Here is a 14,454-nt window from a genome sequence, read left to right on the forward strand (position 1 = left end):
TTACTGGATTCTGTTTTGAAATTGTCTCATAAAATCACGCAGGTTGCCACGATATAGCCATTTTATTGTCAGCTCATCCTCCCCAACCATGAATGTAGAGTGATCTATTCCACTTTCTTGCTCTTTAAACCAAAGAGAGGTCTCCATCTTCATAAATTGATGACTTACGACATACAATCTTTTATTGGTTAAATATAAGTCACCAAAATAGATTGTCTGCATGCCATTAAAACCTTCAAATAATCCTGTTAATGTCGAATACAGTTTTTCACCTTGTTGCAGATTTCGTATATGATTCATTGGTTCTCCTCCTTGACTTGAAATGGGTATAGATTCACTCTAATTGATGAAATGCATTTCAAGTCAAGCAAGATTTTCTACTCACGCTATTTAAATTCTGAGGACCATTCTGGCTCTTCTTTTCTTTGTTCTTTGTTTAAAGCTTTCTGAAGAGCAGGTTTCTCTGCGGTTTGCTTATCGGTTACGCCATACCAATAGGCGGCTCCGATAAAGACAGCCCCACCGACGATATTACCAAGGGATACCGGGATGAGATTGGCAAACATGCCCACTAAAGACACAGTTTCTGGGTGAGGCACCAATAATGCTAACGATAATAAGGACATATTGGCCACACTGTGCTCAAATCCAGATGTAATAAAGGCAAACAAACACCAGAAAATCATAATTAATTTTGCCGTTTCGTTTTTCAGTTTAAAGGAACACCAGACTGCTAAACAAACAAGAATGTTACAAAAGATCCCGCGTACAAACAATTCCATAAACGGTGTGTTCATCTTACCACTGGCCAAGGAAGTAACATAATTGGCCGTCTCCCCAGTAGCTAAACCAGAATAATAGAACAGCACGGCTATCAAAATCGCTCCGACAAAATTGCCCAGATAACTATAGAGCCATATATTCCCGGCATCTAAGACCGTTGTTTTCTTCGTTAACCATCCAATGGTCATTGTCATATTATTCCCTGTAAACAGATCGGCGCCTGCCATAATGACAAGACTCAAAGCAACACCAAAGGCCATTCCTGTCACAATTTTGGTACCGGCAAACTGTTGTGGTTCCAGCAGACCGCCAATTGTAGCAATTAACACGATGCCAAGCCCGACAAAAAATCCGGCAAGCATGGTCATTACTAAATACTTGCTTTTACTCGTTTGTAGTTGATTTCGTTTGGACACAGCCGTATTGCTTAAGGCAGTTATCGTTTCCTTCACTGTTTATTCCCCCATTGTCTGAATTAATCAGCGTACTTCGCCTTTTATGTGAATATATTCACATAAAACAAAAGACTACTTCGGCTTCTTTATTATGTTACCTCTATTATAGCATATTGTAACATGGAGATGTATAAACATTTTGTGTCAAGTACAACTATCGCTTATAATGAAGAATAAGTAACGATGTATTTTTTGTTTGGAGGGATATAGATGAAAGCACAGCAATCACCTAATGTAAGCGATTATTTGAAGCGGATCAAGTATGACGGGCCATTAGATGGGAGTGCCAACATGCTTGCTCGTTTGCAGGCAAGCCATCTACATACCGTGCCTTATGAGAACCTTGACATCCTGGATCAGGTGCCGCTATCACTAGCTATTCCTGATGTATTCGACAAAATTGTCACGCGAGGCAGAGGGGGTTATTGTTTTGAATTGAATGCCCTATTTGGCTGGCTGCTTCGGGAGCTTGGCTATTCGGTTACGGATTATTTTGCCCGATTTTGGCGTGATGAAACCGATTTGCCGCCAAAACGACGCCATCACGTATTACAAGTGGAAACAGAGGGGAAACTTTATTTATGTGATGTCGGTGTGGGTGGTATTATCCCTAAGCGCCCAATTGAAATGGTGGAACGACTTGAACAGCGCCAGGGAGAGGAATGCTATCAATTGGTGAGAGATTCACAATTTGGCTGGGTGCTCCAGGAATGGAAAAAAGATCAATGGCAGCGACTCTATTCTTTCTCAGAGGAACCACAGCTGCCACGTGACTTTTTGATGGCCAATTATTGGTGTGAAAACAGCCCGGATTCTATTTTCACCAAGACAGTGATGTTGTCTGTCTTCACAGAGAATGGCAGAAATACGGTAGCTGGAGAAGAATTTCGATTATTTACTGATCAAGGAGTGCAAACGTTCACTCCGGCAAATAACGAAGAATATACGCAAGCTTTAAAAACTTACTTTGGGATCGTTCGATAAGCTGGTTACATGTACAACAATGAGGAATAACTCTTTGTTATACAAACATTAATAAGCACCATGATAATAAGGATATGTCGGATAAAAGGTTGACGACGTTTGCCCTGTGTATGGATAGGTATAGGGTAAATATTCTGTATAAGTAGTCTCTTGCCTCTGACAGCCATCAGGTGGCCCAATAATGACCGTTTGTTTAATGGGTTCTACTGCCTCCTGCCACTCCTGTTTATCTAAACAATAACTATTGGCCATAACCTCACTAGGTGTTAAACGCAAAATATCGGAGCCGAATATCGCTTGAGGATATGGGGCATCAAATATTGCTAACAAGTGCGTATCGTCCACCGTTGCTACTTCATAATGCCAAAAACCTTGAGGAACATTAGCGATTTGTCCTGGCTGAATCGGAATATGATGAAGTTGATTGGTGAAAGGATTAATAAAAGAGACGATTGCCGCTCCACTGACACAATATACGATTTCAGAGGCATTTTGATGAATATGCGGCTCTACATATTTTCCTTGACTTAAGTAAATATCAAGGATAGAAGCATTTCCCAATGTGTTAACTTGGTCCCTGCCCACAGCATTAATAAAATTTTGCTGATCTCTTTGGAAAAACGGATTGTTTCGTAAATCGAAATAAAATTGGTTATTAGGTGACTGATAATCAATATATAAGACTGCCATTTTTCTGACTCACACCCCCTATCTTATTTAGGTGTGATCAGTATATGATACATCCGCCCAAACGTTCCTTTAGCCGTGTTTATCAAAAATTAAGGTTTCCTCCTCTTGACTATTCGAGCTCCCCTAGGAGTCGCAAGTTTAAGGTTTCCTATCAAAGGGTAATAAGGATATGGAAAGGAGAGATGCTAAAAATGATTAACCAAATACCAGTAAAAACGCTACATGATGGCGTAGTTATTCCATCGGTTGGATTTGGTACCTATCAGTTAAAAGGAAGTCAAGGAGCGCAAGCTATCAACCATGCCATTACCAATGGTTACCGATTGCTAGATACTGCCTATAACTATGAAAATGAAGCAACTGTTGGAGAAGCTGTCCGACGAACCACGGTGCCACGTGAGGAATTGTTCATTACCTCAAAGCTGCCTGGTCGATATCATCATTATGATGATGCTGTCACTACCATTCAAGAGTCACTCTATAGAGCCAATCTCGATTACTATGATTTATACTTAATTCATTGGCCTAACCCAATTCAAGATCATTATGTGGAAGCTTGGCAGGCCTTAATAGATGCAAAGAAATGGGGCTATATCCGTTCCATCGGTGTATGTAACTTTATGCCAGAGCACTTGGAGCGTTTGAAAGAAGAAACAGGGGTATTACCAACGATTAACCAAATCGAATGTCACCCATTCTTTAACCAAGCAGAGCAACGTAAATGGAATGAGGAGCATCAAATTGTCACGGAATCTTGGAGTCCCATCGCCAGAGCAAACGAAGTGATCGAACACAAAGAGTTGCAAAAGATTGCTACTCAACATGGAAAAACGGTAACGCAGGTTATTTTACGCTGGCATTATCAGTTAGGGGCGATTGCTATCCCTAAATCAGCTACCCCTTCCAGGCAAAGAGAAAATATTGCAATCTTTGATTTCGAATTGACACCAGCGGAAATGGAGGCCATCAACGACCTTACGAAACCACACGGTCGTATCAATGATCAAAACCCTGCGGAATATGAAGAATTTTAAATCACAATTATAAAAGCGCAATGGAGTTCTATGAAACTCTCATTGCGCTTTTGCTAGATTTTCACTATAAGATGGGTGAAAGTAAACGTGAAACCCCTTCTTTGAATTTAATCCATAAGGAGCGTTGATGATAGCGTTCTTTAGTAAGTACCGAGCAATGTTCTGTGTCTTTCTCAAACAACCGATAAAGCTGACAAGCTTCTTCTTCATCATAGATGACGGCATTGACTTCAAAATTCAATCGAAAACTGCGAGAATCAATATTCATTGTTCCCACAGAAGCAACTTCTTGATCGACGACGATGGTCTTGGCATGCAAGAACCCATTCTCATAGAGTAAAATCTTCGCACCATAGTCGATTAATTCACCCACATAGGACCAGGTTGCCCAATACACAAATGGATGATCCGGTTTGCAAGGGATCATAATCTGCAGATCGACGCCGGAAAGTAAGGCCATCTTACAGGCATCGATAAAACTAGTATCCGGGATAAAATAAGGGGTTTGAATCCGTATGCTTTCCTTAGCCGACATGATCAATTTGATATACATATTCTTAAGGTGTTCTGTTTTAGAGTTAGGACCGCTGGAGATAATCTGAACAGGGGACTGGCCACTCTGTTGGCTGTTTTGAAAACAAAACTCCTGATAATTCCAAAGCTCTCCTTTCCCCGCTTGGTGCCAGTCTAAAATAAACCTTCCCTGAATATCATTAATCGTTTGGCCAGTGATTTTCAGATGGGTATCACGCCAGTAGCCGAACTTTTTGTCTAACCCTAAGTATTCGTTACCTACGTTAAAACCGCCAATATAAGCTATTTTGCCATCAATAATGCAAAGCTTGCGGTGGTTGCGATTATTGATACGAAAATTGATCGGACCTAAAATAGATGGAAAAAATACTTCCACCTCCCCACCTGCTTCACGCAACGTTTTAAAAAAGGCAAGAGACAATTTCTTCGAGCCTATTTCATCATAAAGAACCCTTACTTTGACTCCTTGCTTCGCCTTCTCTGTTAGCAAATCACGAAGCCGAATCCCTAATGAATCGGGCTGGATGATGTAATATTGCAGATTAATTTCTTTTTCTGCCGATTGGATATCCGCCAGCAAATGATCAAATTTGTCATGCCCATCATGAAAAACAGTCAGCTGGTTATCTGTTGTCAGCAAGGAATTAGAAGAGCGCAAATTCATTTCAATCACATCTTTGTGTTTCTTTAATAAGGGAGAACTCAGTAATTCCTTATTATTGATTGCCTCCACTTGTGCATCGACCTCTTCTTGTAGAAACTCCTGCTCTTCTGCTGTTAAACCGTAGAAATTCTTATGTTTTACCTTACGTCCCAAAAAGATATAAATAAGAAAACCGACAATCGGAATAAAAAATAACACCAAGATCCACGCAAGGGTAAAACCGATTTCCCGTTTTTCAAAAAAAAGTACACCAATAGCTAAGATGATATTTATAACGGTAATAATAGTTACAATAATGGGTATGATATTTCCTAGTTCCATGATTTTTCTCCTTTTTTGAGCAATGAGTACGCTTAATAGTGTAACATGATTTGCGATGCTTGTCTTCCATAGAAGGACAATCTCAATGGTTGGTATAGTTGTCTATCTGTATAAATGAAGTTATAGAAAACAAGTTTTTTATTTGCTTGCCTATACGTACAAGTAGGCACCTGGACGATGTGCTTCATTCTCTAGCTTATTAAGACATTTTTCGTTATAAATGCCTCTGTTCATGATATAATATGGCTGTTAGACATATAGAATCAGTCAGGAGTGAGAGTTTGCCGAAAATCAGAACAATACTTTTTTTACTATTGGTTGCTGGTTTGTTGTATTATTTTTATGCGGATGATTATAAGCAGCAAGGTGCTTCAGGAGTGTGGCATGAAATGAAGCAAGATGCTTCTGATATCAGCAATAGTGAATGGATGACCACTTCTCTTGCATATATCGATGATTCGATCAACTACCTAATCGATAGTGTCTCAGGATGGATTGGAGAAACGGACGAATCTAATCCCTCTGTCGCTTCCCCGGAATTAGATGAGCCGACAGAGCAATCCTTTTCCGTCCACAATATAGAAATCATGGAAGACAAACAAAGTGTCGAAGCAGAACTACCTGAGCCAGCAAGAGTCAGCAAAAATGAATATAATACAGAGTGGTACACTTATCATGAACATTATCAAAATTTCTTGATGGTGGCATACAATGACGCTGGACAAGTAAGCGGCTTGTATACCAATCAAGACTTGCTACGCTCCAAAGAGGAGATTAGCCTCTCGAATACAAAGCAAGACGTTCGTGATGTGTATGGAGAACCGATCGATACGATGCAAAAAGGGTTGGTTCGCTATCGAATCAATGATGAACAAGCGCAAGATACCTTCGAGATAGATAATAACTACGTTACCTTTTTCTATGATGAACATCAGAATGAGCAGATTGCTGCTGTTCAAATTATTTCAAAAGATATGGAAAATCAGAAAGAGAATTTCTTTGGAGAGCCTGATGATTCGTTGCAGCAAGGTTTTGAATATCAGTTGTTTGATTTGACGAATGCGGCCCGAGCCAAATTTGACCAACCCATCCTGGAATGGTATGATCAAGCACAAACGACGGCGCGAGGACACAGTTTGGATATGGCAGAGAATAATTATTTCAGTCACGAAAACTTAGAAGGAGAATCCCCATTTGATCGTTTAGAAGCAGATGGCATTCGTTTTCGTACGGCGGGGGAGAATTTAGCTGCCGGACAATCTAGTAGTATATATGCCCATCAAGGCTTGATGAATTCAGAAGGGCATCGCAAAAACATTTTACATCCGGATTTTCGCGAAATGGCCGTTGGCGTGGCCTTTCATGATGATGGCCAGCCATTCTATACGGAAGCTTATTTAACACAATAAACGAAGCAAAAGCTAGACGAATAGTCTAGCTTTTTTTTGCAGTGTCTTACCTTATTGTTACCTTTACGCTTCCTTTAACCAATTGATCAACAAATCCTCTTGGTATACATCGTCGGGGTAGTTCACGCCTATTTGTTCATCTGAGTCATACAGCACTTGAAGCAGTTCATTAAAGGCGCCCATATATTCTTGATACAAAAAGTCATAGCTGATCGTTTCCTTGGGCATATGATTTTCTTCACACGCCTTTGGATCGGTATAGTTTACATAGGTTCTGCATGGTAACGGACGAAACTCATAAGCCAGACAGGTATTGGTCTCTGTGTTCAATAAAACACAAGGAAGGTTGGCCTTTTTATAGGATAGCTTTGCTTCTGGATCACCCGCTATATCCACATTCCCCAGCGAATCTACTTGATCTTGATACCGGTGATAATAGTCAGCTATATGGCGCTTAATAAATGTCTTGCGATCAGCTGGCATCTGGTTGATGGCTTGTTTCATTAAATCGGCTTCCATTTTAGTAATAACAATCGGGAAATAGCAACAAAAGGCGCACCCCATTTGACAGGTCGGTTGCAGATCTGCTGTAGCTTCCATACCCGCTATTTCTTCGTTAACGGCTTGTAATAATAATTGAAAAGCCTGATGAATCTTTTCTTCGTTTGATAAACGCGGAGTATCGACTAAATAATCAACAATTTGATCAAAGCGATCCTGATTGATTTGATACTGTTGATTAATTCTTTGGCAACGACGTAATACTTCTTCGTAACTGATATATCGTGACATCTTAACAACCTCTGTTTTTAGTTTAGTAGCTCAAGTATAACACGAATACATCGGTTGAGATATCCTCTTTCCAAAAGAAATCTCTCACTTCTCTTGCGCATCCCCTCTATTTCTGATATAGTGGTAATCAATTAAATAGTCAGCTTCAATTTATATTGAAGTGAGAATAGAGGCGCAAAAACCATTAGTACCTAGTTAGAGGACGATGCTCCAGTGACGACTAGCGGAAAGGGGAATTTGCCGAAGTAATATAGACAGACATCTGATTATATTGCTGGTCTTGCATTGAATAAATGCCGGGCTGTCATATAGTTTCTTAACTATATGGAGGGCTATCTCACGCATCGAGATTAGATAATTCCGAGGTGCAGTAGTGAATCCCTTCATTACTGCACTTTTTTGCGGTGTTGGGATATATCTTATCGGATGAGATACCCTCTATTCATTGAAGGCTTAATGGTTTGACAAAAACATGAATAGAGGAGCATGCATAATGAATTTTGGAAATGTTTTAACCGCAATGGTCACCCCTTTCCAATCAAATGGAGAGATTGATTATGGAAAAACCGAATCGCTTGTCAATCACTTAATTTACAACGGCACAGATGCCATTGTTGTCGCAGGGACAACTGGAGAATCCCCTACTTTATCCAAAGAGGAAAAATTAGAATTGCTACGTTTTGTGGTGAAAATTACCCATAAAAGGATACCTGTCATTGCGGGTACAGGGTCAAATAATACGTACGAATCGATCGAAATGACAAAAAAGGCAGAAACGATTGGTGCAGATGCCGTCATGTTGGTTGCCCCGTACTACAACAAACCGTCTCAAGAAGGATTATATCAGCATTTTAAAGTGATTGCTGAATCAACGAGCTTGCCAGTCATGCTGTACAATATCCCCGGAAGAACAGGTGTAAACGTAGAACCAGAAACGATTATCGCACTGTCCCAGATAGAGAATATTGTTGCAGTTAAAGAGGCTAGCGGCAGTCTAGATGCTATGACGACAATTATAAGGGACACCGATGCGAATTTCTCGCTATACACGGGAGATGACGCCTTAACCTTGCCAGCGGTAGCGATTGGTGCAAATGGCGTGGTTTCCGTTTCCTCGCATATTATTGGAAATGAGATGCAAACCATGGTTGCAGCTGCACAATCTGGTCAAATCGAAAAAGCGCAAGCATTACACCAATATTTACTGCCAGTGATGCAGGCGATGTTTATGGCTCCTAGCCCAACACCAGTTAAAGCGGCTTTGCAGCTACAAGGAATAGACGTTGGCAGTGTACGCCTACCTCTCGTTCCATTGAATGACGAACAGCAGCAGATCCTGGGGCAGCAGTTACATTTTTTACAACAGCATTATTATATTGGCTAAACAGATAAACTTGGCTTATCACAAGCCAAGTTTTCTTTGTTTTGCTATACTATACGTATGTTATGACAAAGGGGTTTTTATATGCAAATTATCGTTGATGCCGATGCTTGTCCTGTTACGGATATTGTCATCCAAGAAACAGCAGCGTTCCATATCGCTGTTACCTTGGTAAAAAACTATAATCATTTTTCGATGGAAGCCTATCCTGATCATGTGAAGGTAACCTATGTAGACGACGGAGCAGATGAGGCGGATTATCGCATTGTTAAATTGGCGCATCCAGGCGATGTAGTTGTTACACAGGATTTTGGCTTGGCTTCTCTTTGTTTACAGAAGGACTGCCTTGTCTTACATCATAAGGGCTTCCTCTACCGCAAAGAGAAAATCGATCAAATGCTGCAAGAACGTCATATAAGCGCTAAGATGCGCAAGGCCGGAAAACGAACCAAAGGACCAAAAAAACTAACCAAAGAACATAAAGAAAGCTTTCGTAGCACATTACGAAAGCTATTAACGAATTACTGATTAGTCGATTGTTCTTCATCTGGCGCTTCCACAATTTCAGCGATTTTGCTAATTTGCCAGCGTTGCGCGGTGTCATCGTTCACTTCATACGTTTTACCCGCTCGTAACAGTTCATCATTATAGGTGGATTGCACGAGCATTTTTACTTTTGTTGTCATACATTCTCTCTCCTTTTAGCTGATATGGTTTTGTAACCACTCTAGACAAGCTTGTTTCCAAGCGGCTGTTGCAGGGTGTTCATCTGCTAGCCCCAATCCATGTCTGCCATCCTGATAAACGTGAAGTTCATAAGGAATCTCATGTTTCTGTAGCGCCATTGCATAGGCCAAACTATTATTGCAAGAGACTGATTGATCATTTGCAGTGGTCCAGATAAAGGCTGGGGGTGTATGGGAATGCACTTGTCCTTCACAGGAATATTTATCCTTCCTTTCTTGGGACGGTTGTTCTCCAATTAAATTGGTTCTGCTTCCTCCATGAGTATTTTCTTTCATCGTAATCACAGGATATCCAAGAATATGAAAATCAGGCCGAGAGTCTTGTAGGTAACAGTTACTGATATAAGCAGCCAAGTGACCTCCAGCTGAGAAGCCTAGCACCCCGATTTTGCTATCAGATGCAAGTCCCCATTCGCTTCTTTTGATTTTTAATTCTAGTAATGCTTGCTGCGCCTGTACTATCGTTACTTGTTTTTCAATAGGAGCCACCTGGTAGCGCAAGACACAAGCGTGAAAGCCATGATCATTCAGCCATTGAGCAACGGGTTCTCCTTCGTGATAGGCTCGATGTCCATATCCTCCGCCAGGAATGACTAAAATGATGGGGCTGTGGGGCTTATTAGATAAGATATAGGGCGTTAAACTAGGGATATCTTCGTGCAAATATTGCTCTTCCCAATGAACTGATTGCTGATCAATGATTTTCATCTATTCCTCTCTCCTTTATGCTTCATTTGCTAATGCCATGTAGATTTTTTCAAAAAATAGGTGTTTACCCTGCCGCATTTATTGGAACGACCATAGGCTACTATCAAGTGATCAGCATTTATCCTGGTGACCATTTATTTGTTGTATCTGATGGCTTCTTCTTGATAATCATCACTCTGTCTGTAATTTTTGATAGGAAGGGAATGTGATATATGCAACCGTATCATCAAATGACACCACCGTCATATTATCCGGCCGCACCACCACATCCGCAAATGGATGAACGATTTATAGGAGGCCCATTCGGCCCTTTAGGCGCAGGATTGTTGGGATTTGGGTTAGGATTTCTAGGGGGAGAACTAGTGGATCGTCCTCCTTATTATCCACCTTACCCACCATATTATGGTCCGCCATACGGGCCACCTTATGGACCGCCTTTCGGACCGCCTGGACCACCATTTCCACCCGGACCTCCGTTCTACGGCCCATTTTAATCAAAAAGCTCATCTTCAACGTTACCCTCTTGCGACCGCTTTTTTTGCAAGAGGGTTTTGCTGTTGGTTTAAAATAAATCCATACTTAGATAACGTTCCCCGGTGTCTGGAGCGATGCAGACTACCTTTTTGTCTGGTCCGAGTTTCTCGGCGACTTGGATGGCAGCGAAAACGGCCGCACCAGCAGACGGCCCAACAAATATTCCTTCTTGTGAGGCTAAACGTTTGAATGTCCGAATCGCCTGGTCATCGGTAACTTGAATGATCTCATCATAAATAGACGTATTCAGAATGGCCGGAATAAATCCTGGACTAGTTCCGACTAGTTTATGTTTGCCAGGTTTTCCACCTGATAAAACTGGTGATCCTGCCGGTTCAGCGACCGCAATGTGAAGTTCCGTCAAGTGTTCCTTTAATACCTCGCCCGTACCTGATATCGTACCACCTGTTCCTGCCGTAGCCACAAATCCATCTAGGCGATGATCCATCTGTTCTAATATTTCAAGCGCTGTTGTCTTTCGGTGAATGGCAGGATTCGCTAAGTTTTCAAATTGCTGCGGCATAAAACTGTTTGGAATGTCTTGTGCTAGCTGCTTCGCCTTTTTAATGGCCCCGGGCATTTTTTCCATACTGGGTGTCAGTACAACGGATGCTCCATATGCCTTTAAAATATTGATCCGCTCTTGCGTCATATTATCCGGCATTACTAACAGGCATTGATAACCTTTCGCAGCCGCTGTCATAGCTAGTCCAATTCCTGTATTTCCGCTTGTTGGTTCAATAATCGTAGAGCGTTCCGTTAATAAGCCTTGTCTTTCTGCTTCATCAATCATATGATAGGCAGCTCGGTCCTTTACGCTTTTGGACGGATTAAACATCTCTAATTTTACATAAACATCTGCTATGTTGTCTGGTGTGATGCGATTAAGTTTTACCATGGGCGTGTTGCCTATTAACGCCGTCATGTTTTCAAATAGATTCATTTCATTTGCTCCTTCCACAATATCTATTCCTATGATAGCAGGGATGTCGATTTAAATCCAAGTATTATTATCGAAAAAGTAGTGAGAGCATAGAAATGACGGATAGGATAGATTATGGAAGTTTACTTGATTGATCGTTCGTTCTTATTGCATTTTATGGACTGCTTGTCTGTCATCTAGTATAATGTCGTTAAGACAAATCGAGTTCGATACTGTATTACTATCCAAAGCTAGATTCGGCAACCTGGATCGTTCAAGGTTAAAATTGTTCCACATTCTATCATATCAAGAATGTTATATTTTCCTATCTTTTTAAAAAGTTCATCTCCGTTTAAATAACGAAGATGAACTTCATTTGTAATGGTATAAAAATCCACTGCCGGCTTATCGAGTGAAAGCGGCAGCTACTCCTCCATCCACTGTTACCATACAGCCCGTGGTTTTAGCAGATCGCTGCGAAGCCAAGAAGGCAACTGATTCTGCGATATCCTCAGGAAGTATATTAACATTCAAGATCGTACGTTTGCGGTAGTGTTCCTCCAAATCATCGGTTCCAATACCATAAGAGGAAGCCCGCTCTTGTTTCCAAGAAGAATCCCAAATTTTCGAACCACGAATAACGGCATCTGGTAAAACGGAGTTGACACGGATACCCAATGCACCACCATCTGCGGCAACCGTTCGGGCAAGATGGACCTCTGCCGCTTTTGCTGTACTGTATGCGGCTGCATTTTTGCCGGCATAGATGGAATTTTTCGACCCGATAAACACCATATTGCCACCAATTGCCTGTTCTTTCATTAACTTAAATACTTCTCGAGCTACTAGGAAATAGCCAGTAACTAAGACGTTCATATTCAAATTCCATTGCTCCATACTTGTTTCCTCAAACGGACTAGAACTAGCCAGACCTGCATTATTTACCAGGATATCGATACCACCATATTGTCGAATAGAGGCAGCGATTGCTTGTTTAACATCTTCTTCTTTTGTCACATCCATTGTTACCGCAAAGGCGCGATGGCTGCCATATTGTTGATTGATCGAATCAGCCAAGTCGGCCGCTCCTTCTGCGTTAATATCTGCAATGACGACATGGGCTCCCTCTTCCAGTAAACGGTAGGCTGTTGCTGTACCGATCCCGCCAGCTCCTCCCGTAACAAAGGCAACCTGTCGAGAGAAATCAGACTCGGCTGGAGCTAAGCTCAGCTTATACAATTCTAACGGCCAGTACTCGATCCGATAGGATTCTTCCTCGTTAAGCGAAACAAAATGACCCAACACGCTCGTCCCGCTCATCACAGCAATGGCGCGGTAATATAATTGCTCACTAATATTCGCAGATTTCCAATCCTTCCCTGTGTTGAACATTCCCACACCTGGAATCAAGATGATACGCGGTGCCGTTTCCATGATTTGATCACCTGCTACTTTATTCCTTTCAAAATAGGCGAGATATTCCTGTTGGTAATCAGCAATCCCTTGTTGAATTTTTTCTTTTAAGACCCCTGTATCGCCTGATTGAGGATCCCAATCAATGAATAATGGAGCGCGTTTAGTATGAACCAGATGATCTGGACAAGCAGCGCCGATTTGTGAAAGTGTCTGCGCCTCTATACTATTCACGAAGGATAGTACTTGTTCGTCATCGTTGTAAGTCACCAGCATCTGTTTATCTTGACTTACTTTTCCCCGTATAAACGGCATAACCTCTGCCAACAATGCTTCTCGTGCAGCTGGCTGTAAAGATGTATACTTTTCCCCACCAAACAGCTTTTGTCCTGCAGCTTTTTGTTGAATAAAGGTTTCTGCTTCTTGAATGACCTCGATTGTTTTTGCATAACTTTCTTTCGAGGTTTTACCCCAAGTAACCAAACCGTGTTTCTCCATAATAACGAGTTCTGCTTTCGGATTATTTTGTACACCTTCTGCAATCATTTTGGACAGCTTGAACCCCGGACGGATATAAGGAACCCAAACAAAACGATCTCCATAGATTTCTTCGGCAATTTGTTGACCATTATCGGCGCAGGCTATACTAATAATGGCATCTGGATGGGTATGATCAACGTGTTTAAAAGGTAGAAATGCATGTAATAATGTCTCAATCGATGAACGTGGATGGCTGGCATCGATCATGCAGTGCCCCAAGTAAGCTACCATATCCTCATCAGACATATCCTCACGTTCGAGTAATGGCTGAATATCCGACAACTTTAATCCGGTGAAATTCGATTTCTTCATCGTGGCCAAATCTGAACCGCTTCCCTTGACCCACATTACTTCAATGTCTTCCCCTTTAAAATCTTTTTCTACCGTTTTGGCGGAGGTATTTCCCCCGCCGATATTAACGACTGAACGATCAGAACCTAATAGATTCGAACGATAAACAAGTGTTGCTAGCCCTTCCCCATTTGCTGCTTGGTCATTATCCCAATGATTTTGAACCATAAACATCCCTCTCTTTTTGTTTACT

At 41.4% G+C, this 14,454-nt stretch carries 16 protein-coding genes and 1 riboswitch; of the genes, 7 read left to right on the top strand and 9 right to left on the bottom strand.

Features of this window, described 5'->3' with window-relative positions:
- A complete protein-coding gene (locus tag E0E32_RS13330) occupies positions 1 to 300 on the bottom strand; it encodes a hypothetical protein (protein WP_066193503.1) in 300 nt (99 codons plus the stop codon).
- Between the two features lie 86 nt (positions 301 to 386).
- A complete protein-coding gene (locus tag E0E32_RS13335; RefSeq protein WP_066193508.1) occupies positions 387 to 1,235 on the bottom strand; it encodes a formate/nitrite transporter family protein in 849 nt (282 codons plus the stop codon).
- Between the two features lie 213 nt (positions 1,236 to 1,448).
- Here E0E32_RS13335 and E0E32_RS13340 point away from each other — a divergent pair, with 213 nt between their 5' ends.
- Entirely contained in the window at positions 1,449 to 2,222 is a 774-nt protein-coding gene (locus E0E32_RS13340) for an arylamine N-acetyltransferase family protein (RefSeq protein WP_066193510.1), read from the top strand.
- Between the two features lie 48 nt (positions 2,223 to 2,270).
- On the opposite strand, the gene E0E32_RS13345 is transcribed toward E0E32_RS13340, so the two are convergent.
- A complete protein-coding gene (locus tag E0E32_RS13345; RefSeq protein WP_130859951.1) occupies positions 2,271 to 2,912 on the bottom strand; it encodes a cupin domain-containing protein in 642 nt (213 codons plus the stop codon).
- Between the two features lie 191 nt (positions 2,913 to 3,103).
- Between E0E32_RS13345 and E0E32_RS13350 the strand changes: the two genes are divergently transcribed.
- Complete coding sequence (locus E0E32_RS13350) at positions 3,104 to 3,946, top strand: aldo/keto reductase (RefSeq protein WP_066193514.1); 843 nt, start codon at positions 3,104 to 3,106, stop codon at positions 3,944 to 3,946.
- A 64-nt stretch (positions 3,947 to 4,010) separates the two neighbouring features.
- On the opposite strand, the gene cls is transcribed toward E0E32_RS13350, so the two are convergent.
- Positions 4,011 to 5,465: a cardiolipin synthase gene (gene cls, locus E0E32_RS13355; RefSeq protein WP_130859952.1), complete on the bottom strand. Its 1,455-nt coding sequence runs from the start codon at positions 5,463 to 5,465 to the stop codon at positions 4,011 to 4,013.
- Between the two features lie 281 nt (positions 5,466 to 5,746).
- On the opposite strand from cls, the gene E0E32_RS13360 reads away from it, so the two are divergent.
- A complete protein-coding gene (locus E0E32_RS13360) occupies positions 5,747 to 6,874 on the top strand; it encodes a CAP domain-containing protein (RefSeq protein ID WP_066193521.1) in 1,128 nt (375 codons plus the stop codon).
- A gap of 63 nt (positions 6,875 to 6,937) precedes the next feature.
- On the opposite strand, the gene E0E32_RS13365 is transcribed toward E0E32_RS13360, so the two are convergent.
- Entirely contained in the window at positions 6,938 to 7,666 is a 729-nt protein-coding gene (locus tag E0E32_RS13365) for a YkgJ family cysteine cluster protein (RefSeq protein ID WP_066193523.1), read from the bottom strand.
- Between the two features lie 159 nt (positions 7,667 to 7,825).
- Positions 7,826 to 8,009, top strand: a riboswitch (Lysine riboswitch).
- 150 nt (positions 8,010 to 8,159) lie between these two features.
- Between E0E32_RS13365 and dapA the strand changes: the two genes are divergently transcribed.
- Together dapA and E0E32_RS13375 are read left to right on the top strand one after the other, a co-directional pair.
- Positions 8,160 to 9,050 carry a 4-hydroxy-tetrahydrodipicolinate synthase gene (gene dapA, locus E0E32_RS13370; protein WP_392388600.1) on the top strand — a complete coding sequence of 297 codons (891 nt, stop codon included), beginning with the start codon at positions 8,160 to 8,162 and terminating at the stop codon, positions 9,048 to 9,050.
- Between the two features lie 81 nt (positions 9,051 to 9,131).
- Positions 9,132 to 9,575 carry a YaiI/YqxD family protein gene (locus E0E32_RS13375; RefSeq protein ID WP_066193525.1) on the top strand — a complete coding sequence of 148 codons (444 nt, stop codon included), beginning with the start codon at positions 9,132 to 9,134 and terminating at the stop codon, positions 9,573 to 9,575.
- Here E0E32_RS13375 and E0E32_RS22300 read toward each other — a convergent pair.
- Positions 9,569 to 9,733: a hypothetical protein gene (locus E0E32_RS22300; protein WP_162840604.1), complete on the bottom strand. Its 165-nt coding sequence runs from the start codon at positions 9,731 to 9,733 to the stop codon at positions 9,569 to 9,571. The two genes, E0E32_RS13375 and E0E32_RS22300, sit on opposite strands and share 7 nt — an antisense overlap.
- 15 nt (positions 9,734 to 9,748) lie before the next feature.
- A complete protein-coding gene (locus tag E0E32_RS13380) occupies positions 9,749 to 10,501 on the bottom strand; it encodes an alpha/beta hydrolase (protein ID WP_066193527.1) in 753 nt (250 codons plus the stop codon).
- Positions 10,502 to 10,533: 32 nt separating this feature from the next.
- Here E0E32_RS13380 and E0E32_RS22305 point away from each other — a divergent pair, with 32 nt between their 5' ends.
- Both E0E32_RS22305 and E0E32_RS13385 read left to right on the top strand, forming a co-directional pair.
- Entirely contained in the window at positions 10,534 to 10,710 is a 177-nt protein-coding gene (locus tag E0E32_RS22305; protein WP_165445033.1) for a hypothetical protein, read from the top strand.
- Between the two features lie 3 nt (positions 10,711 to 10,713).
- Positions 10,714 to 10,995 carry a hypothetical protein gene (locus E0E32_RS13385; RefSeq protein ID WP_235817589.1) on the top strand — a complete coding sequence of 94 codons (282 nt, stop codon included), beginning with the start codon at positions 10,714 to 10,716 and terminating at the stop codon, positions 10,993 to 10,995.
- 68 nt (positions 10,996 to 11,063) lie between these two features.
- On the opposite strand, the gene cysK is transcribed toward E0E32_RS13385, so the two are convergent.
- The gene (gene cysK, locus E0E32_RS13390) at positions 11,064 to 11,978 is read right to left on the bottom strand and encodes a cysteine synthase A (protein ID WP_066196549.1); all 915 of its coding nucleotides are present in this window, start codon (positions 11,976 to 11,978) and stop codon (positions 11,064 to 11,066) included.
- Positions 11,979 to 12,362: 384 nt separating this feature from the next.
- On the bottom strand, positions 12,363 to 14,429 hold the full coding sequence (locus E0E32_RS13395; protein WP_130859953.1) for a bifunctional aldolase/short-chain dehydrogenase: 2,067 nt from the start codon (positions 14,427 to 14,429) through the stop codon (positions 12,363 to 12,365).
- Between the last annotated feature and the right edge of the window lie 25 nt (positions 14,430 to 14,454).

Source organism: Gracilibacillus phocaeensis (genome assembly GCF_900626275.1).
Lineage (GTDB): Bacteria > Bacillota > Bacilli > Bacillales > Amphibacillaceae > Gracilibacillus > Gracilibacillus timonensis.

Coding starts and splice junctions, on each gene's coding strand:
- E0E32_RS13330 (WP_066193503.1), bottom strand. CDS start 300: ATGAATCATATACGAAATCTGCAACAAGGTGAAAAACTGTATTCGACA.
- E0E32_RS13340 (WP_066193510.1), top strand. CDS start 1,449: ATGAAAGCACAGCAATCACCTAATGTAAGCGATTATTTGAAGCGGATC.
- E0E32_RS13345 (WP_130859951.1), bottom strand. CDS start 2,912: ATGGCAGTCTTATATATTGATTATCAGTCACCTAATAACCAATTTTAT.
- E0E32_RS13350 (WP_066193514.1), top strand. CDS start 3,104: ATGATTAACCAAATACCAGTAAAAACGCTACATGATGGCGTAGTTATT.
- cls (WP_130859952.1), bottom strand. CDS start 5,465: ATGGAACTAGGAAATATCATACCCATTATTGTAACTATTATTACCGTT.
- E0E32_RS13365 (WP_066193523.1), bottom strand. CDS start 7,666: ATGTCACGATATATCAGTTACGAAGAAGTATTACGTCGTTGCCAAAGA.
- dapA (WP_392388600.1), top strand. CDS start 8,160: ATGAATTTTGGAAATGTTTTAACCGCAATGGTCACCCCTTTCCAATCA.
- E0E32_RS13375 (WP_066193525.1), top strand. CDS start 9,132: ATGCAAATTATCGTTGATGCCGATGCTTGTCCTGTTACGGATATTGTC.
- E0E32_RS22300 (WP_162840604.1), bottom strand. CDS start 9,733: ATGACAACAAAAGTAAAAATGCTCGTGCAATCCACCTATAATGATGAA.
- E0E32_RS13380 (WP_066193527.1), bottom strand. CDS start 10,501: ATGAAAATCATTGATCAGCAATCAGTTCATTGGGAAGAGCAATATTTG.
- E0E32_RS22305 (WP_165445033.1), top strand. CDS start 10,534: ATGCCATGTAGATTTTTTCAAAAAATAGGTGTTTACCCTGCCGCATTT.
- E0E32_RS13385 (WP_235817589.1), top strand. CDS start 10,714: ATGCAACCGTATCATCAAATGACACCACCGTCATATTATCCGGCCGCA.
- cysK (WP_066196549.1), bottom strand. CDS start 11,978: ATGAATCTATTTGAAAACATGACGGCGTTAATAGGCAACACGCCCATG.
- E0E32_RS13395 (WP_130859953.1), bottom strand. CDS start 14,429: ATGGTTCAAAATCATTGGGATAATGACCAAGCAGCAAATGGGGAAGGG.